The 24044-nt window shown below is 27.6% G+C and carries 33 protein-coding genes and 1 riboswitch; of the genes, 12 read left to right on the top strand and 21 right to left on the bottom strand.

Translation table 11 applies throughout. The features are described from left to right. Window positions 1–4 precede the first annotated feature (4 nt). From rfbC to AC5SMR_RS03245, 7 genes are read left to right on the top strand one after another with little or no spacing between them, the layout of a single operon-like run. A complete protein-coding gene (gene rfbC / locus AC5SMR_RS03275) occupies window positions 5–538 on the top strand; it encodes a dTDP-4-dehydrorhamnose 3,5-epimerase (RefSeq protein WP_494577350.1) in 534 nt (177 codons plus the stop codon). Beyond that, complete coding sequence (locus tag AC5SMR_RS03270; RefSeq protein WP_494577349.1) at window positions 538–1284, top strand: FkbM family methyltransferase; 747 nt, start codon at window positions 538–540, stop codon at window positions 1282–1284. Before rfbC ends, AC5SMR_RS03270 begins: the two co-directional genes overlap by 1 nt. Window positions 1285–1286: 2 nt before the next feature. Beyond that, window positions 1287–2159 carry a glycosyltransferase family 2 protein gene (locus tag AC5SMR_RS03265; RefSeq protein ID WP_494577348.1) on the top strand — a complete coding sequence of 291 codons (873 nt, stop codon included), beginning with the start codon at window positions 1287–1289 and terminating at the stop codon, window positions 2157–2159. Beyond that, entirely contained in the window at window positions 2160–2864 is a 705-nt protein-coding gene (locus AC5SMR_RS03260; RefSeq protein WP_494577347.1) for a glycosyltransferase family protein, read from the top strand. It begins immediately after the preceding gene. A gap of 11 nt (window positions 2865–2875) precedes the next feature. Then, window positions 2876–3166: a glycosyltransferase gene (locus tag AC5SMR_RS03255; RefSeq protein WP_494577346.1), complete on the top strand. Its 291-nt coding sequence runs from the start codon at window positions 2876–2878 to the stop codon at window positions 3164–3166. Next, window positions 3139–4047 carry a glycosyltransferase family 2 protein gene (locus AC5SMR_RS03250; RefSeq protein WP_494577345.1) on the top strand — a complete coding sequence of 303 codons (909 nt, stop codon included), beginning with the start codon at window positions 3139–3141 and terminating at the stop codon, window positions 4045–4047. The genes AC5SMR_RS03255 and AC5SMR_RS03250 overlap by 28 nt, the downstream gene beginning before the upstream one ends. Before the next feature lie 7 nt (window positions 4048–4054). Beyond that, window positions 4055–4750: a class I SAM-dependent methyltransferase gene (locus AC5SMR_RS03245; RefSeq protein ID WP_494577344.1), complete on the top strand. Its 696-nt coding sequence runs from the start codon at window positions 4055–4057 to the stop codon at window positions 4748–4750. Window positions 4751–4752: 2 nt separating this feature from the next. Here AC5SMR_RS03245 and AC5SMR_RS03240 read toward each other — a convergent pair whose 3' ends face one another. Further along, a complete protein-coding gene (locus AC5SMR_RS03240) occupies window positions 4753–5709 on the bottom strand; it encodes a site-specific integrase (protein ID WP_494577343.1) in 957 nt (318 codons plus the stop codon). A 287-nt stretch (window positions 5710–5996) separates the two neighbouring features. Here AC5SMR_RS03240 and AC5SMR_RS03235 point away from each other — a divergent pair, with 287 nt between their 5' ends. Continuing rightward, on the top strand, window positions 5997–6434 hold the full coding sequence (locus AC5SMR_RS03235; RefSeq protein ID WP_494577342.1) for a GNAT family N-acetyltransferase: 438 nt from the start codon (window positions 5997–5999) through the stop codon (window positions 6432–6434). After that, window positions 6415–6693, top strand: a complete 279-nt coding sequence (locus AC5SMR_RS03230; protein ID WP_271626362.1) for a methylated-DNA--[protein]-cysteine S-methyltransferase — start codon at window positions 6415–6417, stop codon at window positions 6691–6693. Before AC5SMR_RS03235 ends, AC5SMR_RS03230 begins: the two co-directional genes overlap by 20 nt. Before the next feature lie 597 nt (window positions 6694–7290). Here AC5SMR_RS03230 and AC5SMR_RS03225 read toward each other — a convergent pair. Genes AC5SMR_RS03225 through rplM form a run of 7 tightly spaced genes read right to left on the bottom strand, consistent with a single transcriptional unit; the run spans window position 7291 to window position 12542 of the window. After that, complete coding sequence (locus AC5SMR_RS03225) at window positions 7291–8139, bottom strand: DMT family transporter (RefSeq protein ID WP_271622879.1); 849 nt, start codon at window positions 8137–8139, stop codon at window positions 7291–7293. A 17-nt stretch (window positions 8140–8156) separates the two neighbouring features. Then, complete coding sequence (locus AC5SMR_RS03220) at window positions 8157–9059, bottom strand: AEC family transporter (protein WP_494577341.1); 903 nt, start codon at window positions 9057–9059, stop codon at window positions 8157–8159. Beyond that, window positions 9059–10351: a homoserine dehydrogenase gene (locus AC5SMR_RS03215; protein ID WP_494577340.1), complete on the bottom strand. Its 1293-nt coding sequence runs from the start codon at window positions 10349–10351 to the stop codon at window positions 9059–9061. Before AC5SMR_RS03215 ends, AC5SMR_RS03220 begins: the two co-directional genes overlap by 1 nt. Then, window positions 10352–10576, bottom strand: a complete 225-nt coding sequence (locus AC5SMR_RS03210) for a hypothetical protein (protein ID WP_494577339.1) — start codon at window positions 10574–10576, stop codon at window positions 10352–10354. It lies immediately after the preceding gene. Further along, window positions 10573–11595 carry an N-acetyl-gamma-glutamyl-phosphate reductase gene (gene argC / locus AC5SMR_RS03205; protein ID WP_494577399.1) on the bottom strand — a complete coding sequence of 341 codons (1023 nt, stop codon included), beginning with the start codon at window positions 11593–11595 and terminating at the stop codon, window positions 10573–10575. Before argC ends, AC5SMR_RS03210 begins: the two co-directional genes overlap by 4 nt. Before the next feature lie 34 nt (window positions 11596–11629). Next, window positions 11630–12079 carry a 30S ribosomal protein S9 gene (rpsI, locus tag AC5SMR_RS03200; protein ID WP_494577338.1) on the bottom strand — a complete coding sequence of 150 codons (450 nt, stop codon included), beginning with the start codon at window positions 12077–12079 and terminating at the stop codon, window positions 11630–11632. A 1-nt stretch (window position 12080) separates the two neighbouring features. Then, on the bottom strand, window positions 12081–12542 hold the full coding sequence (gene rplM / locus AC5SMR_RS03195) for a 50S ribosomal protein L13 (protein WP_006996896.1): 462 nt from the start codon (window positions 12540–12542) through the stop codon (window positions 12081–12083). A gap of 139 nt (window positions 12543–12681) precedes the next feature. Then, window positions 12682–12750, top strand: a riboswitch (SAM riboswitch). Window positions 12751–12754: 4 nt separating this feature from the next. Between rplM and AC5SMR_RS03190 the strand changes: the two genes are divergently transcribed. Further along, window positions 12755–14083 (top strand): O-acetylhomoserine aminocarboxypropyltransferase/cysteine synthase family protein, encoded by a 1329-nt coding sequence (locus AC5SMR_RS03190; RefSeq protein WP_494577337.1) that lies wholly within the window; start codon window positions 12755–12757, stop codon window positions 14081–14083. On the opposite strand, the gene AC5SMR_RS03185 is transcribed toward AC5SMR_RS03190, so the two are convergent. After that, a complete protein-coding gene (locus AC5SMR_RS03185; RefSeq protein ID WP_494577336.1) occupies window positions 14076–15086 on the bottom strand; it encodes a COX15/CtaA family protein in 1011 nt (336 codons plus the stop codon). The genes AC5SMR_RS03190 and AC5SMR_RS03185 overlap by 8 nt on opposite strands. Before the next feature lie 42 nt (window positions 15087–15128). Between AC5SMR_RS03185 and AC5SMR_RS03180 the strand changes: the two genes are divergently transcribed. Continuing rightward, on the top strand, window positions 15129–15419 hold the full coding sequence (locus AC5SMR_RS03180) for a chorismate mutase (protein WP_494577335.1): 291 nt from the start codon (window positions 15129–15131) through the stop codon (window positions 15417–15419). 2 nt (window positions 15420–15421) lie between these two features. Here AC5SMR_RS03180 and AC5SMR_RS03175 read toward each other — a convergent pair whose 3' ends face one another. Genes AC5SMR_RS03175 through AC5SMR_RS03150 form a run of 6 tightly spaced genes read right to left on the bottom strand, consistent with a single transcriptional unit; the run spans window position 15422 to window position 17961 of the window. Beyond that, complete coding sequence (locus tag AC5SMR_RS03175; protein ID WP_006996892.1) at window positions 15422–15613, bottom strand: 50S ribosomal protein L33; 192 nt, start codon at window positions 15611–15613, stop codon at window positions 15422–15424. A gap of 1 nt (window position 15614) precedes the next feature. Beyond that, window positions 15615–15992, bottom strand: coding sequence for a MerR family transcriptional regulator (locus tag AC5SMR_RS03170; protein WP_494577334.1), 378 nt, complete (start codon window positions 15990–15992; stop codon window positions 15615–15617). Further along, window positions 15982–16284, bottom strand: coding sequence for an HU family DNA-binding protein (locus AC5SMR_RS03165; protein ID WP_494577333.1), 303 nt, complete (start codon window positions 16282–16284; stop codon window positions 15982–15984). The genes AC5SMR_RS03170 and AC5SMR_RS03165 overlap by 11 nt, the downstream gene beginning before the upstream one ends. After that, window positions 16284–17288 (bottom strand): phosphate acyltransferase PlsX, encoded by a 1005-nt coding sequence (gene plsX / locus AC5SMR_RS03160; RefSeq protein ID WP_494577332.1) that lies wholly within the window; start codon window positions 17286–17288, stop codon window positions 16284–16286. The genes AC5SMR_RS03165 and plsX overlap by 1 nt, the downstream gene beginning before the upstream one ends. Window positions 17289–17302: 14 nt before the next feature. Beyond that, on the bottom strand, window positions 17303–17485 hold the full coding sequence (rpmF, locus tag AC5SMR_RS03155; protein ID WP_011282128.1) for a 50S ribosomal protein L32: 183 nt from the start codon (window positions 17483–17485) through the stop codon (window positions 17303–17305). Window positions 17486–17493: 8 nt separating this feature from the next. Then, window positions 17494–17961 carry a ubiquinol-cytochrome C chaperone family protein gene (locus AC5SMR_RS03150; protein ID WP_494577331.1) on the bottom strand — a complete coding sequence of 156 codons (468 nt, stop codon included), beginning with the start codon at window positions 17959–17961 and terminating at the stop codon, window positions 17494–17496. Here AC5SMR_RS03150 and AC5SMR_RS03145 point away from each other — a divergent pair. Beyond that, on the top strand, window positions 17960–18424 hold the full coding sequence (locus tag AC5SMR_RS03145; protein WP_494577330.1) for a hypothetical protein: 465 nt from the start codon (window positions 17960–17962) through the stop codon (window positions 18422–18424). The two genes, AC5SMR_RS03150 and AC5SMR_RS03145, sit on opposite strands and share 2 nt — an antisense overlap. A 1-nt stretch (window position 18425) precedes the next feature. On the opposite strand, the gene AC5SMR_RS03140 is transcribed toward AC5SMR_RS03145, so the two are convergent. From AC5SMR_RS03140 to AC5SMR_RS03115, 6 genes are all read right to left on the bottom strand, one after another. After that, window positions 18426–20531, bottom strand: a complete 2106-nt coding sequence (locus AC5SMR_RS03140; protein WP_494577329.1) for a sodium-translocating pyrophosphatase — start codon at window positions 20529–20531, stop codon at window positions 18426–18428. A gap of 86 nt (window positions 20532–20617) precedes the next feature. Then, on the bottom strand, window positions 20618–21577 hold the full coding sequence (gene thiL, locus AC5SMR_RS03135) for a thiamine-phosphate kinase (protein ID WP_494577328.1): 960 nt from the start codon (window positions 21575–21577) through the stop codon (window positions 20618–20620). After that, window positions 21570–21974 (bottom strand): transcription antitermination factor NusB, encoded by a 405-nt coding sequence (locus AC5SMR_RS03130; RefSeq protein ID WP_494577327.1) that lies wholly within the window; start codon window positions 21972–21974, stop codon window positions 21570–21572. Before AC5SMR_RS03130 ends, thiL begins: the two co-directional genes overlap by 8 nt. Window positions 21975–21976: 2 nt before the next feature. Continuing rightward, window positions 21977–22363, bottom strand: coding sequence for a 6,7-dimethyl-8-ribityllumazine synthase (gene ribH / locus AC5SMR_RS03125; RefSeq protein WP_494577326.1), 387 nt, complete (start codon window positions 22361–22363; stop codon window positions 21977–21979). Next, window positions 22363–23463 (bottom strand): 3,4-dihydroxy-2-butanone-4-phosphate synthase, encoded by a 1101-nt coding sequence (ribB, locus tag AC5SMR_RS03120; protein ID WP_494577325.1) that lies wholly within the window; start codon window positions 23461–23463, stop codon window positions 22363–22365. Before ribB ends, ribH begins: the two co-directional genes overlap by 1 nt. Beyond that, complete coding sequence (locus AC5SMR_RS03115) at window positions 23450–24043, bottom strand: riboflavin synthase (RefSeq protein WP_494577324.1); 594 nt, start codon at window positions 24041–24043, stop codon at window positions 23450–23452. Before AC5SMR_RS03115 ends, ribB begins: the two co-directional genes overlap by 14 nt. Window position 24044 lies beyond the last annotated feature (1 nt).

Genomic DNA, 24044 nt, shown 5'->3' with positions numbered 1-24044 from the left:
TTTAATGAAGGTTATAAAAAATAGATTTAAAGATTTGCTCGTTATAGAAGGTGAATTACATAAAGATAAAAGGGGATATTTACGAGAACTTTATTTAGAAAAAATTATAAAGAAAAAATTTAGATGTCAAATTATTTCTAAATCTAAAAAAAATGTTTTAAGAGGTCTACATATTCAAACAATAAATTCTCAAGGAAAATACCTGTCTGTAATAAAAGGTAAAATTTTTGATGTTATGGTTGATTTAAGAGTTAAATCAAAAACATTTGGACAATATTATTCTTTGATACTTAGCAATAAAAACTGTAAAAGTATTTATATTCCTGAAGGCTTTGCACACGGTTTTCTTGCTTTAGAAAAAGAAAATATAATCTCTTACAACTGCACGAACTATAGAAATACAAAATCTGAAATAACCTTAAATTGGAACGATGTTGATATTGGTATCAAGTGGCCTAAAATAAAACCTATTCTATCAAATAAAGATGCTAATGGTTTATCTTTTAAGAATTTTATTACTAAAATTAAAAATAATTAATGAAGATAGAAGAACGTCTTAAAGAAAAGTATTTGTATAAAAAAGGATTTAATTTTTTTAAAATATTTTATTTTATCTATCAATATTTTAAAACTAGAAAAATTCTTAAACAAAAAACTTTTTATTCGAATTGGGGCCTAGATATGTTGGCTGATGATTTTTTCAAAAAAAAAGAGTATGGCATATATATTGATATTGGTTGTCACCAACCTTTCTTAAATAATAATACTTATAGACTTTATAAAAGGGGTTGGACTGGAATTAATATTGATTTAGATTTTAATAGTATTGATTTATTTAATTTTTTTAGAAAAAAAGATTTTAATGTAAATGCTGCAATTTCAGATAAAAATGAGGATACAGATTTATATTTTTTTCATAATAGATCACCTATTAATACTTTATCAAAAGAAACTGGGGCAAAAGCTAAAGAAATTAGAAAAATAAGAACTCGTACATTAAATGATATTATTGAAAATAGCCCATACAAAAATCAAAAGATAAACTATTTAAGTATAGATGTGGAGGGTCATGAAATGAATGTATTAAATGGTTTCGATATAAATAAATATAAACCTGAATTAGTTGTTTTAGAATTTATAGATATTAAAATTAAAGAATATTACATGAATAAAATTGATAACATTATATCCTCAGAAATTTATAATTTTATGACAAAACACAATTATAAATTAATTAACTGGGTTCATGACGATTTGGTCTTTGTACCAAATAGTACAAATTAATAATGATATCTATAATAATTCCTACTTTTAATAATTTAGATTATCTAAAACTTGCTATAGAAAGTATTCAAAAAAATTCAAAATTACCAAATGAAATAATTCTACATGTTAATGAGGGAAATGATGGAACTCTTGATTATGTAAAAAAGAATAATTATAAATTTTCTTATTCCAAAATCAATGATGGTATCTGTGTAGGTTGCAATAAAGCTGCATCAATTAGTATTTATGATCTAATACTTTATGCTCATGATGACATGTATTTTTGTCCTAATTGGGATCAATATCTGATTGAAGTAGTTAACAAGTTAAATACTAAACTTTTTTATTTGTCGGGAACGATGATCAATGGTGATCCAAAACTTAATGGTCATCTAAATTTCTATGCTGGTGAAACTGCTAAAACCTTTGATGAGTTAAGATTATTGAAAAATTATATGAGTCTTGATTGTAATGATTTCCAAGGTTCTACTTGGGCACCACATCTTATTCATAAAGAGGTTTGGAATAAAGTAGGAGGCTTTAGTGTTGAATTTTCACCCGGCACAGGTTCTGACCCTGATTTAAATATGAAATTATGGAAGCTGGGAGTTAGAATATTTAAAGGTGTTAGTAAATCTAGAGTTTATCATTTTGGTTCAGTTGTTACACGTCAAAAAGAAAAAAATTTTTTTTCAATCACTGATACTGGAAATAAAGGAAATAAAATCTTTTTAAAAAAGTGGGGGATAAGTATTAGATTTTTTAAAAAACACTATTTAAGATCTGACACTAAGTTTGAGGGTTTGTTAAAAGAACCAAGCAAAAACATTAATTATTATTTAGATTTATTAAAAGTTAAATTAACCCTATTTTATATCAAACTATTTAATTAAATGAATATATTGCTTAGCTGTCCTTCAAATTTTAGTTTGAAATCAAATAATCTTAAAGAATTAGGTGGCATAGAATCTTTAAATATAGAATTAGCAAAGACCTTAAGTAAAGAAAATTTTAATATTACACTAGCAACAAATTGTAAAAAAACATTAATTAAAGATAAGATTGTCAATATACCTATCAACGAACTAAAAAAGAATGCTAAAAATTTTTCGTTTGATACAATTATTTCTTCAAATGATACGTCTCTATATTCATATTTTAATAAATCAAAAAAAATTCTGTGGCTTCATAATAAATTGCAAATTGAAAAAGCAATTAGAAAAAAAAATTTTTTTCCAATAATTTATCATAGACCTTATGTAGTTTTTGTAAGTGACTATCTTAGCAATATCACTAATAGCTTTCTTTTGTTTAAAAAAAGATTTGTAATTTCAAATTTTCTTTCAGATTTTTTTATAACAAAAAAAATAAATTTTAATAGAAAAAAAATTTTTGTCTGGTCAGTTCAACGGGATAGGGGATTAAATGAATTAATAGAAATTTGGGTTAATAAAATTTACCAAAGAGATAAATCTTTAAAATTATATATTTTTGGTGTTAATACTAAAAAACTAAAATCAGAACTTAAATTTTTAAAATCTAAAAATATTTTTTTTTCGGACGTGTTTCTAAATCAAAACTTAAAAGTACATATTTAAATTCATTAGCAATGATATGTCTCGGATACGATGAGACATTTTGCTTAAATGCTTTGGAGGCAAATTCATGTGGTTTACCCATTATTACATTTGGAAAAACTGCTTTAAAAAATTATTCAATTTCTAACTATAATAGCATTATAGCAAAAAATTTTGATGATTTAGAAAATAAAATTTTTTACCTATTATCATTAAATAAGTATAAGAAAAATAAGTTAATTAAAGATTCATTTAATCATTCAAAAAAATTTAGATTAAGTATTATTTCTAAACAATGGGTAAAATTATTAAAAACTATATGAGTTTTTATAAAGATATTACTATTATTATTGTTAGTTATGAAAGTGAAAAATTGATTATTCAAAATTTAGAAACTTTAAAAAAATTTCCCACAATTATAATTGATAATTCAAAATCGAATAAATTTAATTCTCTTATTAATGATTTTAAAAACATAAAGCTAATTACGCCTGACTTAAATTTAGGTTACGGGAAGGCTAATAATTTAGGTGTTAATAAATCGAAAACTCCTTATGTTTTAATCGTAAATCCAGATATTCTTCTTAACGAAAAATTTATAAATACTCTTTATTCTGAATTTTTAAATTATAATGATGATGTTGGTGTTATAGGACCTTCTTTATACGACTCTAACATGAAAAGAAGAACCAACGGTTCAATTTCTCATGTCAAAAAAATAAAAGGGAGAAAGCTTTCCAATTCCTTAAATAATATTCCGGAAAATAATATGTGCTGTGATTTTCTAGTTGGATGCTGTCTTTTTATGAGAAGAGATTTTTTCTTGGAATTAGGAGGATTTGATAAAGACTTTTTTATGTACTTTGAAGATAATGATTTATGTGATCGTATAATTAAAAAAGGCAAAACTGTAGTTGAGGTGCCCTCAGCTAAAGTTATTCATTTAGAAAACTCTTCTTCAAAAAAAAATTATTTCCAAAGTTATAAATTATCAATAATTCATAAAATTTCTGAATATATTTACCTGAAAAAAAATGTTTTATTAATTAATTTGATTTTAATTATTTCTAAAAATTTTATTGATTATTTACAGAGATTTATAATTAATTTATTAATCTTAAGATTTAAAAATTCTTTAAAAAATTTTTTTAGATTAATATCAATTTTATTATATGTAACTATGATATATAAGTTAATTTTTTAGAAAAAATATGGAAAATCTTAACCTTTTTAAACTTTTCTTTTTTAGGATATATCATTTTATATTTATAGAAAGATTTTCTAAAAAACTATTTTTTGATTTTCCTAAAAATATTTATCGTTGGGATTTGATTCAAATGATAATCAATAAATACAATTTTGAAAATTATCTTGAAATTGGTTGTGATAAAGACCAACTATTTTCTAAAATAAGAATTAAGAACAAGGTAGGTGTAGACCCAATTAGTGGTGGCACAATTCGCTCTACTAGCGATATTTTTTTCTTAAATAATCCTAACGATAAATATGATGTAATTTTTATTGACGGGCTTCATTATTATGAACAAGTTATTAAAGATATTAAGAATTCTTTAAAGATTCTAAATGACGATGGGTTTATTTTAGTTCATGATTGTCTTCCTAGAAGTTTGGCGCATCAGGCTGTACCAAGATATAGAGGATCTTGGAACGGTGATGTTTGGAAATCTATTGTTGAATTAAGGTGTGATCCGTATTTAGATATAATTACTAGTAAAATTGATTTTGGTGTTGCCATAATAAGAAAGATTAAAAACCATAATATTCTTGATCTAAACTGTAAAAATTTTAAAAGATTAAAATTTAGTGATTACTATTATAATCATAAAAATTTTTTAAATATTAAAAGTTATGATGATACTTTGAAACATTTAAATTTAGACAAATAAAACTAAATTTTAATCTTATTTAATGCATTATTTTTAAATAAGTTTGCTTCTTTAATGTATCTTCTTACCATTTCTGAAGATTTATGCCCTGTCATAGCCATTATACTTCGCTCCTCTGCTCCAGATTCAGCTGCTGAAGTAGCGAAACCTGATCTTAAGCTGTGACCTGAATAATTTTTATTATCTATACCAGCTAATTGTAAATATTCTTTAATGAGTAAAGCTACTGTTTGATCTGTTAATCTTTTTTCTGTTAATCTTGAACCCTTAGAAAATCTCCTAAATAAAGAACCAGAATTAATTTTTGCTATATCTATCCAATTCTTCAATGAAACTACTGGACAATATTGAGAATTGTCAAAGTAGGGGAGGCCTTTTATAGAACCTTCACCAAACTGGTCGGTTTTTGAGCGTTTTATATTTATCTTAAGTCCTTCTTCAACAAAATCTAAATCATCATAATCAAGTGAAACTATTTCATTTCTTCTAAAACCACCTGAAAATCCAATTAAGATTATAGTTCTATCTCTAAATATTTTAATCTGCTCTTTTTTTTGCTGATCTATAACATTAATTATTCTTTTTAAATTATTGATTAATAATGGTTTTTTTCCATTTTGAATGCTTCCTTTTCTTCTTTTAATACCCATTAAATTTTCGACAATTAACGGATGCTTGGTATCTAAATAATGACCTTTAAGCCTATGTATTACTCCTATTGATACCAATCTTCTCTTTATGGTACTGATCTTAACTTCTTTAGTTGATAATTGTGTCAAATATAATGAGATTATTTTGGCTTCTGACGGTAAAGATTTAAATCCGTTTTGAGCACAAAACAGTCCAAAATCATTAAAATCGGACTTATAGGCTCTTATTGTATTCTTAGCTTTAGAGCTTTTAAGATTTAATAATGTTTCTTCCTGTAATGTTTTTATGTCTGTTATTATTTTATTCATGTCTATTACTATTGATAACCATTAATTATCGTTAGTAATATATTAAAGGTTTTAATATGTCAAGCAACAAAATATATTGATTATATGGATATAATTATAATTGTATTATTAATAATGATTATAATACTTTTAATTGGTCCGATGAATATAATCTAATTTCTTTGTCAATCCGAGAATTTTTAGGTACTTTAATTTTATTTTGTATCTGTGTAGCAGCATACATTTATCTAACGGGTTATTAATAAAACTGTTAAATATCAATAAATTAAAATATAAAATTAAACTAAATGATTAGAAAATTGCAACAAGCAGATAAGGAAAATTGGTCTAAATTATACAATGGTTATGCTGATTTTTACAAAGTCCCAATGGATAAAGGAATTTTAAACACTTTATGGGGATGGATTCACGATGAAAGTCATGATATTAACGGTATTTGCTTTGAATTAGAGGGTAAAATCGTTGGAATTGCCCATTATAGAACAATGCCAAGGCCGATTAAGGGCCAATTAATTGGTTTTTTAGACGATTTGTTCGTAGAGCCAGAATTTAGAGGTCAAAAAATAGCTCAAAAGCTTATTAGTCATCTAAAATCCTTATCTAAAGCTAATAATTGGGATGGAATTCGTTGGATCACCCACTCTTCCAATGAAAATGCTAAAAAATTATATGATAAAATAGCCAATAACACAGGTTTTGAACTCTATGAACTTAAAGGGGACTAAGTTTCAACTAAAAGTCTGGAATTACCTAAAGAAAATACCCAAGGGCAAAGTTAAGACCTACCTGGAAGTTGCTAAAGCGATTGGAAAACCTAAGGCATTCAGAGCTGTTGCTAATGCAGTGGGTAAAAACCCTTATCCACCCAAAATACCCTGTCATAGAGTAATCAGATCAGATGGAAGTCTCGGCGGATACTCTGGAAAAGGTGGAATTCAAGAAAAACGACGTTTATTGAGATCAGAAAAAGTCTTCATAAAATAGTACTTTTAACCCCAAAAAACGTTTAAAACCATTGCTATTAAACACTATTTAGGTATTTTGCCATATTTTCCTTTAATTGCTGTAATACATCCTTCAGTTGTACTAGAAATAGACTTTTGGCTAAAATAGACCATCCTATGAGCGTTTAAACAGTATATTCTCATACTGCATTGCTCTACTTGCCAACAATAGCAACGATTATAGAGAGAGTAAAAAAGACCATTTTACTAGCTTTTTTAACCCCCTATTCTACTCTATAAATACTCTAATTTTAACAAAAATACCCTATTAATTGAAACAAGTATTTAATATCAATACTAAATCACCATTTTAGCCAGCTTAAAAACTATGTTTAATTTACTAAAAATTAAAATTACCCAATTCTCGCTTTTTCAACGTTAGAAAAATAGATTTATGCTACTTTTGTTTTATTTTTAAGCTATTTTAGTAACTATAATTTAACTATTTTTAAATATTATTATATTTTATCTGTGATTTTTAGACATTAATAGTATTATAATTAAACTAATAATTACAGTAGTATATAATATACTATTAATGTATAATATTAGATATTAGTAAACAAGTAATACCTAGTCAGTAGGATTTAATATAAGATTCTCTTCTTGAGATATAAACTCCACTCATAATAATAATGGATAAGCCTAAGAATGTCCAATTATCAGGAAAGTCACTAAAGAAGTAATACCCAATAATTATATTAGTAATGATTTCAAAGTAGCTAAATGGAGCCAATTTAGAGGCATCAGCGTATTTAAGTGATAATATAAGAAATAAGTGCCCAATGCAGGCAAATACGCCTATTGAGGCCATCATAGACCATTGAGAAGGGGTTGGATTAACCCATACAAATGGCATTAATCCTGAAACGGCGATTAACCCAACTAATCCAGTTAGTAATAAAGTTAATAAAGGGTTATCTGAAGTGCTCAATTTACGTGTAATTATTAAATAGAACCCATACATTATACCTGTTCCTAATGCAGCTAGACTGGCCAAGTTAATCTCCACAAAACCTGGTCTTATAACTACTAGAGAGCCTATAAATCCTATAATAACAGCAGTCCACCTTCTTATACCCACCTTCTCACCCAAAAATATAGGAGAAAATGCAGTAACAATTAAAGGTGCTACAAAAGCAAGTGTCAGAGCTTTAGCTAAAGAGATAACAGAAATTGCGTAGAAAAAACAAATATTAGCAGAAAGTAGTATTAACCCTCTTATTATTTGTAACTTAGGTTTATCAGTCCAAACAAGCTGCTTATTGTAAAACAAGAACATTATTGGAAGAGTGAATGCGACCGTAAAAAAATATCTAGCCCACGTGATCTGTAAAACGGGCATATCGGCACTTAAATATTTTGCAAAACCATCCATGATTGGAAGCATTACCCAGGCTAAAAGGTTAAATATGATGGCTTTCATAAGCCAATAGATACAGTTTAATTAAAGTACTTTAAAGCAAAGAATACGACAACGGGAATAGTAAAAAAAGACATGACTGTTGAAACAACAATGGTACTAGCAACACTATCTACAATCTTTTTTGGTGAATAAATTGATGCTACAAGATAATTTAAAACAGCACTCGGCATTGAACATTGAATTAATAGAACGCCGGCAGCAAAACCTGAAAGGTTAAAATATTTTATTATTGAAAAACCAATTATTGGGCCAAGTATTACCCTTCCTATTGATGATATAAATGCTTTTTTGAATGAAAAAACCTTAAAACGAGTAAGAGCAATTCCTAAAGACATTAATATTAAAAAAATCGTAGCATACATTAGTAGAAAAGTTGTATTTTCAACGAAGAGAGGAAGTTCTATTCTAAAGTATAGAAAAATTACTGAAATTATAATCGCATAAAAGGGTGGGTTTTTAAGAATTACACTTAAATCAAATTTTCTATCAGCAAGAAATACTCCAAGAGTAAAATGGCATAGCACTATTAAGGCTGAAATTGCAGCAGCGACACCTAAACCTTGGGTGCCGTAAGCGAATAAACATATTGGTAAACCCATATTACCAGTATTAGGCATAACAAAGGGAGGTAATTCACGAATAATATCTCTAGTATTTAAAAAAAATAAAAAAACTATACCTACTATTGTGAAAATAAAAATTGCTATCAAATAGTACCAAAAATAATTTTTAAAAATGTCAAAAGACATTCCAGTTGATGTTAAAGAATATATTATCATTGCAGGAGTACCAATATTTGCTGCAAAGGTAGTAATAAAAGAAGTGTCTAATTTTGGATTATTTTTGCCAAGATAATAACCAATACCAACAACAAAAAAGACAGGAAATAAAACCTCAAACAGTTTTAGATATATTTCCATTAATTATAAATTCTAATCAATGTTGGGTATCTGAGAATATTTTTGTCTTTATTAAAAACAGAAAGACAGATCTTGGAATTAAGTTCATTAGTTTTATGTGTAATAATAACAATAGTAGCTTTATTGTTTTTTTTATCAGGAGTTTGGATTAATCTTTTTACTGAAATTTTATACTTAGCTAGTCGGTTTGTGATTGTTGATAAAACACCTGGTTTGTCTTTAACTTCAAATCTCAAATATAGTGAATTTACATAATTATCAACGTTGTAACATTTAATTAATGTACGTTTATTGCCAGGGATGCCAAATGGCTTCTTAATATTACCTCTTAAAATTGAAAGTAAATCTGATAATAAAGATGAAGAAGTAGGTCCTGGGCCAGCACCCTCTCCTTGTAATATACTTTCACCCACAGGTTTTCCTTCGAGAATAACAGCATTCATAACACCTCCAACATTACCAATATAGGAACTTTTGCTAACTAAGCATGGGTGTACAGTTTCAAAAAGTTGGCCATTAATTAGTTCTGAAATGCCAAGGAGTTTGATTCGTAAATTTAATTGATTGGAAATTTCTATGTCTTTTAATTCAATTTTTTCAATACCCTCCATTAAGCATTTATGTTTTGAAATTTTAGTATTAAAGGCTAAAGCAGATAAAATTCTTACTTTAGCAAAAGCATCAAAACCATTTAAATCTAATTTAGGGTTACCTGGTTCAGCGTATCCCAATTTTTGAGCTTTTTTTAATACGCTAGAAAAACTATCATTAGAATTTTCCATTTCTGAAAGAATATAGTTAGAAGTACCATTTAAAATTCCATAGACTTTAGAAATTTTGTTAGTCGCAAGACCCTCTTTAATGGTTCTTAATATTGGAATACCACCAGCAACAGATGCTTCAAATTCTAAATTAACATTATTATCCTCTGCTAATTTTCCTAAATAATCACCATGTTTAGAGATAAGTGCTTTATTAGGAGTGATTACATGTATTCTATTTTTTAAAGCAGTTTCCACAACTTTTTTTGAAATCCCATCTGACATACCTATAGCTTCAAATAAAATATCTACTTTGGTCTTATTAAAAATTTCTAATGGGTTTTTAAAAAATATTTTCTTATTAACTTTAAATCTTCTTTTTTTAGAAATGCTTCTTGCTGAAACAGCTACTACTTTAATCTTTTTACCTGTCTTAAGTTCAATATCTTTTTTTTTAGTGTTAAGTTCATTTAACAAATAAATGCCAACTTGTCCTAGACCAACTACAGCAATGTTGATTATATTTTTCATCTATTGGTTAATATCTGGGTATTCTGCATTTTTTGAATAATCTTTAAGAAAGAGGTTAAATTCATCAAAAGTCATAGATTTGTAATCACCAGTTTTTTTTAATATCTTTGAAAGTTTTTTTTCGTCAGTAGACTTTTTAATAGAATCTCCATTCCAATTAATAGACTCTTTGTTTAATGTGCACGAAGTTAAAAATACAATTAAAGATAAAAATAAATATTTCAAATTAATCCTTTTGTTTCATTAAAACCAAATTTGATATTCATATTTTGTATTGCTTGACCTGCCCCACCTTTAATTAAATTATCAATAACAGATAAAATAATAACTCTATTTTTATACTTAGTTTTACAAATTACTATAGAGCAATTATTTGTGTTAATTACGTCATTTGTACTTAACAATGAATTTGTTTTTAAAATTTTAACGAATCTGTTTTTTGAATATTGACTCTTTAGAGTATTTTCTAAATTTTTAATACTTACACCTTTGCTAAGATCTACGTAAATAGTACTAAGTATCCCTCTAAACATTGACGTTAAATGGGGTGTGAATGTAAAAGAAAATTTATTTGTAGTGTGGTTTTCAATTTCTTGTTGAATTTCAGAGTTATGTCTATGGAAACCTACACCATAAGCACTTAAGGATTCATAAAGATTTTTATCCTTATATTTTTTATGTACACCTCTCCCAGCACCAGAGTAACCAGATTTTGAATCTATAATAACATTATCTGTTTTTATTAAATTTTTTTTAACTAAAGGAATAAGTGGTAAAAGTATTGATGTTGGGTAGCAACCTGGACATCCAATAATATTAAATTTCTTTACTTTACCACCATTGATTTCTGGTAATGAATAAATTGACTTTTTAATATTTTTGATAGATCTGTGTTTTTGTTTGTACCATTTTAGATAATCTGATGCTTTATTAAGTCTAAAGTCTGCAGCTAAATCAATTAATACATTATGCTTTAATAAATCATTTGAAATATCTTGTGCTTCACCATTAGGTAGAGCTGTAAAAACAAGGTCTATGTTTTTCAAAAGTTCTTTATTGTATCTAATAATTTTAGGTAATTTTTTTGAACTTAATGATTTATCATAACTAGAGATATTTTTTCCAACAGACGTATTACCACAAAGATATTTAATGTTAACATTGCTGTGTTTAACTAATAATTTAATTAATTGAACACCAATATAACCTGTTGATCCAGCAACTAAAACATTAAGCTTAGGCATTTTTTTATTATAACAGTTTAGAGTTAAAAAAGAATTATCTTTTCGAGAATTGGAAGCTTCTTCTTGCTTTTCTTCGACCAGGTTTTTTTCTTTCAACCGATCTAGAGTCTCTAGTATTAAGCTTTTCTGTCTTAAGTACTGCTCTATTCTCTGAGTCAAATAAGATTAATGCTTTAGCAATACCATGAACCATTGCGCCAGCTTGACCTGTGTGACCACCGCCTGCTACACTACATCTTACATCATAATCAGTTGCTTGGTTTATAATCTCAAATGGTCTTGTGATTTGCATTTTGTGACTTCCGCTAGTGAAGTACTCATCCATAGTTCTGCCATTAACGTAAATTTTGCCAGTACCCTTTTTCACCCAAATTTTTGCAATAGATTTTTTTCTTCTACCAGTTGCGTATTTACTATCTTTAAAATCTAATTTAATTTTAGGTTTTTTTGTAGATACTTTATTTGGTGAAGCTTCTGTTTCCATATTAATTTCTTATTAAATTTTTACTGTTTAATTTACCTAGGTCTAAAAGTTTTGGGTTTTGTGCTGCATGAGGGTGTTCTTCACCAGCATAAATTTTTACTTTAGTTAATTGTTTTCTTCCTAGAACTCCACCAGGTAACATTCTTTTAATAGCTAATTTTAATGTCTCTCCAGGTTTATTTTTTTCTAATAACTTTTCAGGAGTAATTTCTTTAATTCCACCTGGGTGACCAGTATGTCTATAATATTTTTTATCTTTAAATTTTTTTCCAGTGAACTTTGCTTGTTCAACATTTTTAACAACAACAAAATCACCATCATCCATATGAGGTGTAAAAGTTGTTTTATTTTTTCCTCTAACAATCATAGCGATAATAGAAGCTAATCTGCCAACTACAGCATTTTTAGCATCAATCTCAAACCAGTTACTGTTTAAATCACCACTTTTTAGAAATTTTGTCATTGTGCGAGGATTAATACTATTATTAGATATAATGTCAATTTTATATTTCCCTTGCAATATCTTGCTTAAATGATATTTCTATATAGCCGATTTGTTCCTATTGCAGGCTAGTTATTGCTAAAAAGGATTTTTTACCCACATTATCGGTAGGCGCATTTGAACTGTATTGTACGCCTTGCATAAAGCAAAAGTACTAAAAAAGGAGTATTAAGATGAGTACAAAAAGACAAAACCCTGAGACTATAGCTATACATGGTGGTGATTATAGAAGCGATCCAACAACCAAAGCAGTAGCAGTTCCAATTTATAGAACAACATCGTATCAATTTGATAGTACTGAACATGCTGCGAATTTGTTTGCTCTTAAGGAATTTGGAAATATTTATACAAGAATAATGAATCCAACAAATGATGCTCTTGAAAAAAGGGTTGCTTCATTAGAGGGAGGATTAGCCTGTTTAACAGTAGCATCTGGACAAACCGCATCAACTTTTGCAATTTTAAACGTTGCACAAGCTGGGGATAATATAGTGAGCTCTACGGATTTATACGGAGGTACTATTTCGTTATTCACGCATACATTAAGTAAACTTGGTATTGAAGTTAGATATGCGGACCCTTCTGACCCAAAAAACTTTGAAAAAGCTGTTGATGATAAAACTAGAGCTTTTTATGGTGAAACTTTACCAAATCCTTATTTGAGAGTTTTTCCGATTAAAGAAGTTTCTGATATTGGTAAAAAATACAATATACCATTAATAATGGACAACACAGCTGCCCCTGTAATTTGCAAACCTTTAGAACATGGTGCTGCTGTAGTAGTTTATTCATTAACAAAATATATAGGTGGTCACGGTACAGTTGTAGGTGGAGCTTTAGTTGATGGAGGTAATTTTGATTGGACAGCTGATCCCAAAAGACAACCTTTATTTAACGAACCTGACGCAAGTTACGGTGGAGCTATATGGGGAAAAGTGGTTCCAGAATTAACTGGGGCTAATGTTTCTTTTGCAGTAAGAGCTCGGGTTACATTACTAAGAGATCTTGGTTCTGCCCTATCACCTGACAACGCATTTGGAATTATTCAAGGGCTTGAAACAGTTGCTCTTAGAATGAAACAACACTGCTCAAATGCATCAAAAGTTGTTGACTATTTAAAGAAAAATAAAGAAGTAACAAGAGTAATCTATCCAACAGAACATGAGGGTAAAATTGCTGATCGTGCTAAAAAATACCTTAATAAAGGAAATGGTGGTTTAGTTGGTATTGAGCTCAAAGGTGGTATTGAAGCAGGTAAGAGATTTATTGAGTCTTTAAAAATGTTTTATCATGTTGCAAATATTGGAGATGCAAGAAGTTTAGCAATTCATCCTGCAACAACAACTCATAGTCAGTTAACAGAAAAAGAATTGTTAGCCTCAGGTGTAACTCCTGGATACGTAAGATTATGTATTGGTATTGAGCATATAGATGACATTATTGAGGATTTAGACCAAGCTTTAAATAAATCTTCTAAAGGAAATTTGAAAGCAGTTAGTTAGAGTTTTTATATAATATCAAAAAATAAGAACTCAAAACTAATATTGAACCTAGCTGGTGTAGTGAAGCGTATGTAATCTCTACACCAGAAATCAAAGTTATAATTCCTAAAAAAATTTGAAACAAGAAAGCAACATCAAAAAATAATACATATTTAAAATCATATTGTTTTTTAAAATAGATAAAATTTAAAATGATTATAAAAAATAAAAGCAAATATGCAGTTGATCTATGAAAAAATTGAATAATTGATGGGTTATTAAATAATTGAGTGGTAATTAAATCACCATAACTTACATCATTTGGAAAAAAACTACCATTCATATCAGGCCATGAGTTATAGATGAGACCACCATCTAAACCAGATAAAAAAGCACCCAATACAATCTGTAAAACTATCAATTTAAGTATGAATAATAAAAGAAAATTTGGAATTTTATTTTCAAATTTCTTAATTTTATGAATATCTAAAATATACCAGAAAATTAAACATAAGATAAATAAAGCTAAAGATAAATGAATGCTGAGTCTAAAGTGACTAACGTCATTATTTTCAATTAATCCACTAGATACCATATACCAACCAATGACCCCTTGAAGACACACAAGAAAAAAAATCCAATAATATTTATTTGAATAATACAGGGTTTTTTTAAAGTAGAGAGTAAAGAAAAGCAAAGGCACTAAAGTAAACAAACCTACAAATCTTGCTAACAATCTATGAGCATACTCCCAATAAAAAATCACTTTAAATTCATCTAAGGACATGCCGGAGTTAATATTTTTATATTCAGGTATTTTTTTGTACTCTGTGAAATAAAAATTCCACTCATTAATATTCATAGGTGGGAGTATTCCAGTAAAGAGCTCCCAAGCTGTGATTGATAAACCAGAGTCTGTTAGTCTAGTAAGACCACCGACAGCTACCATAAGAACAATTAATGAAAATAAAGTTATTAACCACAATTTTAAATATTTTATATAGTTGTCGCTATTTACAAACATAAATTATACTTATAATAATTATCTTAATAACCAATTGAATAAATGTCGCCTACTAATAAAAAAAAACTAAATCTCATTAGAATTAAGCTTGATAAACTTGATAATGATTTACTTAAATTAATCAAAAAAAGATCCTCACTAGTCAATGAAGTGCTAAAAGTAAAAATACATAAAAAAGAAATAATTGATCAAAAAAGGATCAATTTTATACTTAAAAAGATTAAAAAAAAATCAATACAGACTAATATAGACCCAAAAATCACTAATAGAATTTGGAAAAATATGATTTGGTCTTTTATTGATTACGAAAAAAGAAATTTTAGAAAAAAATAATACTATTTACTGTGTGGAGGTAATTTTTTTTCCACAAACATTTCATGTTTTCTTGTAGAAGGATTGTATTTCTTTGCAGACAATTTAACTTTAGCTTTTTCACCACCTGCAGGTTTTTTAACATAATAAAAAAAAGGACTATCAGGTTTAGCCTCTGGTACTAATCTAACTTTAACGTGTGTTTTTTTTGCCATTTTATTTTAAACTTTTTATCTTTTTTATTAAATCGGAAATCTTCTTAAGTTTATTTTTTAAATTATAATCAGCATTTATAGAATTATTTGGTAATTCGTCAAGTTTTAATGATTTATCAGAATTAAGAACTTTTTTAACACCAATAATAGTCATTCCTTGATCTTTGAGCAGATATTTAACTTTTTTTAAAACCTCAATAGTATCATTATTATAATATCTTCTATTACCATTTAAAATTTTTGGCTTAATTTGCTTAAATTCCTTCTCCCAAAATCGAATAGTATGTGTATTCAAGGTTCCTTTTTTTTTGTTTACAAGACCAAGAATTTTAGCAACCTCACCTATTGACTTATAAGCATCATTATTTTTATGAATCATTCTTAGAATTTACCAAATCTTTAAATTCCTTAGAAGCTTTAAATAAAACGACATCTCTATTAGATATAGTTGTTTGTTCTTTTGTTTTGGGGTTTCGTCCAATTCTACTTTTCTTTACTCTTATAGAAAAAGTACCAAATTTAGAGAGCTTTAATTTCTTTTCTATTTTTAAATTGTCTACTATTGTGATTAGAAAATCATCAATCAAATTTTCAGATATATTTTTTGAAAAACCAATTTGCATATAAATTGAATTTATAAGATCTTTTTTTGTTAAGTTAGTTCTTTGCATTAACTTATGTTGTTTCTTATCTTTTCTATTAAATTACCAGTGACAATTCTAGTGCAAACACTTAATGAGTTTGAAAAGCCTATATAATCTGTTCCACCATGGCTTTTAATAACAGGAGAATCTAAACCTATGAAAATTGCACCATTATAAAGTCTTGGATCTAATCTTTCTTTAAATTTTTTTAAATTTGAAATATTTAGTAAAGATGAAATTTTACCAATAATATTACCTGTCATGGCTTTCTTTAATTCACTTGTAATAAAATTTGCAGTACCCTCAGCTGTCTTCAAGGCAATATTTCCAGTAAATCCATCTGCAACGATAACATTTACATCGCCATTCATTAACTGATTACCTTCTATATAACCCTTAAACTCAAAGTCAGTGTTATTTCTTTGATTTAATTGTTGGTAAGTTTCTTTGATAGTCTCATTACCTTTAATTTCTTCAGAACCTATATTTAATAAAGCAACTTTAGCTGTATCATCAGGATATAAAGATTTAAATAAGGAAGATCCCATTATAGAAAAATCAATTAAATTTTTTGGACTACATTCGATATTAGCTCCCAAATCTAGCACAACACTCATATTCTTTTTATTTGGCCATAAAGCAGAAAGAGCTGGTTTATCAATATTTTCAATCATCTTTAGATTAAGTTTTGAAATAACCAGTAATGCTCCAGTGTTACCGGCAGAAATAACTATGTCTGATTTTTTTTCTTTAACACTTTGTATGGCTAACCACATACTGGTGTTTTTTCCTCTTTTAGCACCTTCTAAAGGACTATCAGTTCCTTTAACAAAATCTTTAGTGTGATTTATTTCAAATGAAGATGTGGGTAATTGATCATTTATATAATTTTGTATTTTTTCCTTATCACCAAAAATTTGATAAAAAGTATTAGAGTTACTTTTATAATGATGATTAATTCCATCAATAATTTTTTTTGGTGAATTATCACCACCCATTGCATCGACTGCAATTTTTATTATTTTGCTCATTTAAATTTGGAATTTTATTCCTTAGGATCTAAAACTTGTCTACCTCTATACATACCTGTTTTTAGATCTAAGTGATGAGGTAATCTGTATTCTCCAGATTTCTTGTCCTCAACAATATTTGTAGATTTGAACTTCATATTCTGAGCTCTTCTCATTCCAGTTCTTGACGGTGATTGTTTTCGTTTAGGTACAGCCATAATAAAATTTAGTGTTTAACTACACCTTTTATATAAGAATTTAAAGTATTATTTTTTAAATTTAACCTATAATTTTCAAAATATTTAACCAAATACTCAATATTAGATGAATTATCTAAAAAATTTACCAAAATAGAGTTTCTAGATTCTATATCTAATTCATCCCAACTGTGAATTTTGTCGATCATTCCATAGAATAAGTTTAAGTAATCTTTCATTTTTTTATTAATTGATTGGTCACCGTAACCAATTTCCCTGATGCTTAATTCAATTTGTCTGAAGGTAAAATCATAAATCTCTTGTAGTATTTTTTTATCATTATTTTCCTTATAAACTTTCAAAAAAAAAGCAAAATGCAGTAAAAAAAATATCAATCTATCAGAAAAAGTATCCTGATTTTTAAAATTCTTATACAAATCTTTATTTCTAGTTAATTTAACTAAATTGTTGTAAATATTTAAATATTCTTTGCTCATGAAAAATTATTTTTATCTAATTATTATTTTTTTATTTATTTCAAATTGTACATTAAATAAAGTTATAAAACATCATGGAGTACATTTTTTAGAAAAGAAGAATGAAAAACTTATAATTGGTAAAACAAATAAAAACGATATAATTGAACTTTTAGGACCTCCTTCAACAAAAGGGGCTTTTAATCAGGAATTATGGATTTATATGGAAATACAAACTAGCTCCTCAAAACTATCAAATTTAGGGAAAAAAGAATTGTTAAAAAATAACATCTTACTATTGGATATTGATAATAGAGGTCTTTTATCAAAAAATGTTTTTTTAACTAAGGAAGATATGAACAATATAAAATTTTCTGAAGACACAACTCAAATGAGTTATTCTAAAAATAATTTTATATATGAGTTTTTGTACTCAGTAAGACAAAAAATAAACGACCCTCTTGGTAAAAAAAAAATAAATTAATTTAACCAGCAATCACCGCCAACAATAGTAAAGCCACAATATTTGTAATTTTAATCATTGGATTAACAGCAGGACCAGCAGTATCTTTGTAAGGATCTCCAACAGTATCACCAGTAACAGCAGCTTTGTGTGCTTCAGAACCTTTTCCACCGTGATTTCCGTCCTCAATATACTTTTTTGCATTATCCCAAGCACCACCACCCGCAGTCATTGAAACAGCTACAAATAAACCTGTAATAATTACACCTAACAACATTGCACCTACTGCAGCTAGAGCAGCAACTTGACCACCTATAGCTAGTATTACAAAGTATAAAACAATAGGAGAAAGAACTGGCAATAACGAAGGTATAATCATTTCTCTAATTGCAGCTAAAGTTAATAAATCTACTAATTTAGCATAATCAGGTTTTTGTTTACCTTTCATGATACCTGGATATTTTTTAAATTGTCTTCTTACTTCAACAACTACTGCACCACCTGCTCTACCAACAGCTTGCATACCCATTGATCCAAATAAATATGGAAGCATTCCACCAATTAATAAACCAACTACAACGTAAGGATTTGATAAATCAAAAGTTACAACAATTCCTTCAAGCTTTGAACCTGCTACACCTGAAAAGTGCTTGATGTCTTCAACATAAGCTGCAAATAATACTAGAGCACCTAAGCCTGCTGAACCTATAGCATAACCTTTAGTAACAGCTTTAGTTGTATTACCTACTGCATCTAATGCATCAGTAGTTTTTCTAACACTATTTGGTAATTTAGCCATTTCAGCAATACCACCAGCATTATCTGTTACAGGACCATAAGCATCAAGCGCAACAACCATACCTGCTAATGCAAGCATTGTAGTTACTGAAATAGCGATACCATAAAGACCAGCGATTGAATTTGTTGCTAATATACCCGCAACAATAATTAAAGCTGGTACTGCAGTAGCTTCCATAGAAACAGCTAAGCCTTGAATAACATTTGTTCCATGACCAGTTGTAGAAGATTTAGCAATACTTCTTACTGGTCTGTATTCAGTACCAGTGTAGTATTCAGTAATCCAAATTAATAGTCCAGTAATAACTAAACCAATTATTCCACAATAATACAAACTCATACCAGTAAAGCTTTTACCATTAACAGTATATTCGCTTGCAAATCCAATTACATAATCAGTAACAGGGTATAAAATTATTAATGAAGAAACAGCAGAAACTACAAACCCTTTATATAAAGCGTTCATAACATTTTTACTTTTTCCAAGTTTAACAAAGAAAGTTCCTAAGATTGATGTTAAAATACAAGCACCACCAATAGTTAGAGGATAGATCATCATATTTAAATCACCATAAAAAAATATCGAAGAAAGAACCATTGTTGCAACAATTGTTACAGCATAAGTTTCAAATAAATCTGCTGCCATACCAGCACAATCACCAACGTTATCTCCAACATTGTCAGCAATTACAGCTGGATTTCTAGGATCGTCTTCTGGAATACCCGCTTCAACTTTACCAACTAAGTCAGCACCAACATCAGCACCTTTTGTAAAAATTCCACCACCTAATCTTGCAAAAATTGATATTAAAGAAGCACCAAAGCCTAATGCAACTAATGCATTAACAACTTCTCTGTCATTAATACCTGCTTTTAATAAAAAATAGTAATAAACTGCGATTGCAAGCAAAGCTAATCCAGCAACTAACATTCCAGTTACAGCACCTGATTTAAATGCAACAGCAAGACCGTTTGCTAAACCTTTTCTTGATGCTTCAGCAGTTCTAACGTTAGCTTGAACAGAAACTAACATTCCAACATAACCAGCTATACCTGATAATGTAGCACCAATAAAATAACCTAAACCAACTAATGGACTGAACACAAAGCAAATAATAACTAAAACAACAACTCCAACCACGGCAATTGTTTTGTATTGTCTTGCTAAATAAGCCTTAGCACCAATTTGAATTGCTGATGCTATTTCTTGCATCTTGGCATTTCCAGCACTTGAGTTAAGGATATTCATTCCTGTAAAAAAACCATAAACGATTGATAGAGATCCAGCTGCTATGGTAAGTAATAATATTGTTTCAATTAGTGAGTTCATTTTGCCTTTGGTTGTTTGGTTGTTAAATTTTATTCATTAAAGTCCGGACAATACAAAAAAAGCAATAAAAGGCAATATTTAACTTTTTAAAACTTATGAAAATAACCTTTATTTTTAAGGGTAAATTGCCGATTTTCATCATCTACAATGGATGATTTTTTAACATGGCTTTGAATTGTGCCAATTTTAGTTAGCTTAACTCTACAATTAGTAGCAATTTTTCTTATGATTCTCATCTTATTTTTAGAAGCTGTAAATAAGACTTGATAATCATCACCATTAGAAATGTAATTAATCTTAGATAGTTTTTTTAGAGCAAGTATCTTCTTTAGGTTACTTGAAATTGGAATATCTTTTAAAAAAATTTTATAAGATAATTTCTGATTATTAATCATTTTATCAAGGTCCGCTATAAGTCCATCAGATATATCAATTGAGGTATTTGCAAACTTTTTAATTTGATCAATTAATTTTAATTGAATATTCGGCATAAAATATTGATTAGTAAAATATTTTTTTAATCTTGAATTAAGCTTAATTTTATTTTTTAAAACTAATAGCCCTAAATAGCTGTCTCCTATATTTCCAGAGACATATACATCATCATAAAGTTTAGCTTTGTTTCTATGAATAATATTGTCGGCAAAACCTAATGAAGTAATTGTAAAACTTAACTTGTTAGAAAAAACTGTATCTCCACCGCTTAAAAATATTTTATATTTATTTTGTTCTTGATTAAGTGACTTGCTGATTTTTGATAAATTTAATTTAGAAAAACTTTTTTTATTACCAGAACCAGAAATAAAATAATATTTTGGTTTAATACCTTTGCATATTAAATCTGAAATTGATGATCTAATTATTTTTTTAATGACAAGCTCAGGTCTTTTAAAGTCTATGAAATGATTGCCCTCTACATATGTATCAACTGATACTGCTAATTTATTTTTTTTATCAAAAAAAACATCATCATTCAAATTTAAGGCACTTGGTGATTTTTTAGAAAGTTTTTGAAAATAATTTTTTATTAATTCAAATTCATGCATTGGTAGTTCTTATTTTTTTAGCTATCTTATCTAATATTGCATTTAAATATTTAGTTTGACCAACTTCTAAAAAAAAGTTTGATGCATCAAGATATTCTTTAATAATTATTTTAGAAGAAACTTTAGGTTTGTATAAAAACTCAAAAATAGCAGATTTTACTATCACTTGAAAAACCTGATCTAAATTAGTTAACTGCAAATCTTCGCTTAGATATTTTTTAACTTCTTCTTTAATAACTTCATCTCTTTCAATGGTACCTAAAACAACATCTTTAATGAATTTTTTAAATCTATGTTTGGGAAAAGTTAAGTCTGTGTCATCATTAAAAAAATTTCCATATAATTTTTGGATAATGATTACCCTCGGACTTTGATTAGGATTATATGGAGTTCTCATTGTTATTGAGAAAGAACAGATATTACAGCTTGAGCTGCTTCTCTACCCTTATTCCTTCTAGCTATAGCTTGACGCATATTAAGACAGGTAATAATTCCATTACCAATGGGTTTTTTACTATCTACAGAAAGTTTCATTATTGCCTCAGTTGAAGAATGAGAAATAAAATCAAAATGAGGTGTTTGGCCTTTAATAACACAACCAAGTGCTAAAAAAGCATCATATTTTTTAATATTCTTTGAAATTGTAACTGGTATTTCAAAAACACCAGGAACATTAATAATTTTTATTAAACTAGATTTGGGCAATATGCTCTTTGCGCTACTTAGTAAACCCTTTGATATATCTTTATAATAATCAGCTATAACTATTAAATATTTTCTTTTCATTAAATAATTTCCTGTTTAGTAATCTTTATATCATAACCTTCCAAACCAATAACTTTTTTAAGAGACTTAGTAATTAATATCATATTTTTAATCTTTAAATCTTTAATTATTTGAGCACCAATCCCATAATTTCTTATAAGTTTATCATTTCCTTTTTTATAGAAATTTTTGTTTTTATAATCCTTAAGTGTTTGTGTAACAGATTTTAAATTTGTATCTTTTATAAAAACTAAAACACAGTTATTAAATTTTTTAAAATAATTTAAAGTTTTATCAAATGAATTTGGTAATTGTTGATTGATTAAATAATTTTGAACTACGTTAGAAGAAATTACTCTAACTCTTGGTATTATCCCTTTTTTAATATTTCCTTTAATCAAAGCAAAATGCTCAGATCCATCTAAAAGGTTTTCATAAATTCGAATTTTATATTTTTGATTTTTTACTTTAATATCTGATTGTTTTTTAAGTTTAATTAGTTTTTCTTTTTTTAAACGATAAGCAATAAGGTCTTCGATTTTACCTATCTTTAAATTATGTTTGTTTGCAAAATCAAATAAATCTTGGCCTTTGGCCATTGTCCCATCTTCATTCATTATTTCACAAATAACTGCAGAGTTATTTTTTTTAGCAAGTTTTGAAATATCAACAGAGGCTTCTGTGTGACCAGCTCTTACTAAAACGCCGCCGTCTTTCGCAATAATTGGGAAAACATGTCCAGGAGAAACTATGTCTTTCTTATTTGCATTTTTTTTTGAAGCAATTTTAATTGTTTTTGCTCTATCTTTTGCTGAGATACCTGTTGTTATTCCTTTTTTTGCTTCAATAGAAATTGTAAATGCAGTTTTATTCCTTGATTGATTTATTGGTGACATCAAAGATAAATTTAATCGCTTTGCTTGTACACTATCTAGCGCCAGACAAATTAATCCACGACCATATTTTGCCATAAAATTTATATTTTTAGCACTTGAGTCAGTGGTCGATATTATTAAGTCTCCTTCGTTTTCTCTTTTCTCATCATCAACTAAGATGAACATACCGCCCTTCTTTGCGATATTTATTATACTTTCAATGGGTGCATAATTATTTTTTTTCATTAAAATAATTTCTAACGTATTTAGATAAGATATCTATCTCTATATTAACTAGACTGCTTTTTTTTAATGAAGATAAATTAGTTAGCTTAAAAGTGTGTGGAATAATCCAAACTTGAAAACCTTTTTTGGTAACTTTGGAAATTGTTAAAGAAATTCCATTTATACATATAGAGGCTTTATCAATTAAATTTGCTCGTTCTTTTTTAACAATTTCAAAATCAAATAAATATGATTTATCAATTTTTTTAATACTTTGTATTTTACCTACTGCATCGATGTGGCCTTGACAAATATGTCCTGATATTTTTTGGCCAAATTTTAAAGGAAGTTCAAGATTAATTTTATCATTTATTTTTAAGAATTTAAATTTTGATCTTTGTATAGTTTCATCAGAAAGATAAAATTCCATTATCTGATTTTTAATGTCGATTAATGTTAAGCAAACACCATCACAAGCAATTGATACGCCCAAATCTTTACGTGTTAATTTTAAATTAGCTTTTACAAAAATATTAATACCTTTTGATCTTTTTTCAAATTTAGTAATTAAACCTTGGTTAAAAATTATTCCATTAAACATA

The sequence above is a fragment of the Candidatus Pelagibacter sp. PS_28 genome (genome assembly GCF_059417885.1).
The sequence above is the reverse complement of the archived record's forward strand: the minus strand, read 5'-3'. Positions and strand labels throughout refer to the sequence as shown.

Excerpts from the sequence above, each read along its gene's own strand:
- argC (WP_494577399.1), bottom strand. The coding sequence starts at position 11,595 with ATGCCTAAGCTTAATGTTTTAGTTGCTGGATCAACAGGTTATATTGGT.
- thiL (WP_494577328.1), bottom strand. The coding sequence starts at position 21,577 with ATGCATGAATTTGAATTAATAAAAAATTATTTTCAAAAACTTTCTAAA.
- AC5SMR_RS03170 (WP_494577334.1), bottom strand. The coding sequence starts at position 15,992 with ATGATTCATAAAAATAATGATGCTTATAAGTCAATAGGTGAGGTTGCT.
- AC5SMR_RS03265 (WP_494577348.1), top strand. The coding sequence starts at position 1,287 with ATGATATCTATAATAATTCCTACTTTTAATAATTTAGATTATCTAAAA.
- AC5SMR_RS03115 (WP_494577324.1), bottom strand. The coding sequence starts at position 24,043 with ATGTTTAATGGAATAATTTTTAACCAAGGTTTAATTACTAAATTTGAA.
- AC5SMR_RS03270 (WP_494577349.1), top strand. The coding sequence starts at position 538 with ATGAAGATAGAAGAACGTCTTAAAGAAAAGTATTTGTATAAAAAAGGA.
- rfbC (WP_494577350.1), top strand. The coding sequence starts at position 5 with ATGAAGGTTATAAAAAATAGATTTAAAGATTTGCTCGTTATAGAAGGT.
- AC5SMR_RS03250 (WP_494577345.1), top strand. The coding sequence starts at position 3,139 with ATGGGTAAAATTATTAAAAACTATATGAGTTTTTATAAAGATATTACT.
- AC5SMR_RS03260 (WP_494577347.1), top strand. The coding sequence starts at position 2,160 with ATGAATATATTGCTTAGCTGTCCTTCAAATTTTAGTTTGAAATCAAAT.
- AC5SMR_RS03235 (WP_494577342.1), top strand. The coding sequence starts at position 5,997 with ATGATTAGAAAATTGCAACAAGCAGATAAGGAAAATTGGTCTAAATTA.
- AC5SMR_RS03130 (WP_494577327.1), bottom strand. The coding sequence starts at position 21,974 with ATGAGAACTCCATATAATCCTAATCAAAGTCCGAGGGTAATCATTATC.
- ribB (WP_494577325.1), bottom strand. The coding sequence starts at position 23,463 with ATGAAAAAAAATAATTATGCACCCATTGAAAGTATAATAAATATCGCA.
- AC5SMR_RS03245 (WP_494577344.1), top strand. The coding sequence starts at position 4,055 with ATGGAAAATCTTAACCTTTTTAAACTTTTCTTTTTTAGGATATATCAT.
- rplM (WP_006996896.1), bottom strand. The coding sequence starts at position 12,542 with ATGACAAAATTTCTAAAAAGTGGTGATTTAAACAGTAACTGGTTTGAG.
- rpmF (WP_011282128.1), bottom strand. The coding sequence starts at position 17,485 with ATGGCTGTACCTAAACGAAAACAATCACCGTCAAGAACTGGAATGAGA.
- AC5SMR_RS03215 (WP_494577340.1), bottom strand. The coding sequence starts at position 10,351 with ATGAAAAATATAATCAACATTGCTGTAGTTGGTCTAGGACAAGTTGGC.
- AC5SMR_RS03190 (WP_494577337.1), top strand. The coding sequence starts at position 12,755 with ATGAGTACAAAAAGACAAAACCCTGAGACTATAGCTATACATGGTGGT.
- AC5SMR_RS03185 (WP_494577336.1), bottom strand. The coding sequence starts at position 15,086 with ATGTTTGTAAATAGCGACAACTATATAAAATATTTAAAATTGTGGTTA.
- AC5SMR_RS03175 (WP_006996892.1), bottom strand. The coding sequence starts at position 15,613 with ATGGCAAAAAAAACACACGTTAAAGTTAGATTAGTACCAGAGGCTAAA.
- AC5SMR_RS03150 (WP_494577331.1), bottom strand. The coding sequence starts at position 17,961 with ATGAGCAAAGAATATTTAAATATTTACAACAATTTAGTTAAATTAACT.
- AC5SMR_RS03145 (WP_494577330.1), top strand. The coding sequence starts at position 17,960 with ATGAAAAATTATTTTTATCTAATTATTATTTTTTTATTTATTTCAAAT.
- rpsI (WP_494577338.1), bottom strand. The coding sequence starts at position 12,079 with ATGGAAACAGAAGCTTCACCAAATAAAGTATCTACAAAAAAACCTAAA.
- ribH (WP_494577326.1), bottom strand. The coding sequence starts at position 22,363 with ATGAAAAGAAAATATTTAATAGTTATAGCTGATTATTATAAAGATATA.
- AC5SMR_RS03225 (WP_271622879.1), bottom strand. The coding sequence starts at position 8,139 with ATGAAAGCCATCATATTTAACCTTTTAGCCTGGGTAATGCTTCCAATC.
- AC5SMR_RS03140 (WP_494577329.1), bottom strand. The coding sequence starts at position 20,531 with ATGAACTCACTAATTGAAACAATATTATTACTTACCATAGCAGCTGGA.
- AC5SMR_RS03165 (WP_494577333.1), bottom strand. The coding sequence starts at position 16,284 with ATGCAAAGAACTAACTTAACAAAAAAAGATCTTATAAATTCAATTTAT.
- AC5SMR_RS03230 (WP_271626362.1), top strand. The coding sequence starts at position 6,415 with ATGAACTTAAAGGGGACTAAGTTTCAACTAAAAGTCTGGAATTACCTA.
- AC5SMR_RS03220 (WP_494577341.1), bottom strand. The coding sequence starts at position 9,059 with ATGGAAATATATCTAAAACTGTTTGAGGTTTTATTTCCTGTCTTTTTT.
- AC5SMR_RS03180 (WP_494577335.1), top strand. The coding sequence starts at position 15,129 with ATGTCGCCTACTAATAAAAAAAAACTAAATCTCATTAGAATTAAGCTT.
- AC5SMR_RS03255 (WP_494577346.1), top strand. The coding sequence starts at position 2,876 with ATGATATGTCTCGGATACGATGAGACATTTTGCTTAAATGCTTTGGAG.
- plsX (WP_494577332.1), bottom strand. The coding sequence starts at position 17,288 with ATGAGCAAAATAATAAAAATTGCAGTCGATGCAATGGGTGGTGATAAT.
- AC5SMR_RS03240 (WP_494577343.1), bottom strand. The coding sequence starts at position 5,709 with ATGAATAAAATAATAACAGACATAAAAACATTACAGGAAGAAACATTA.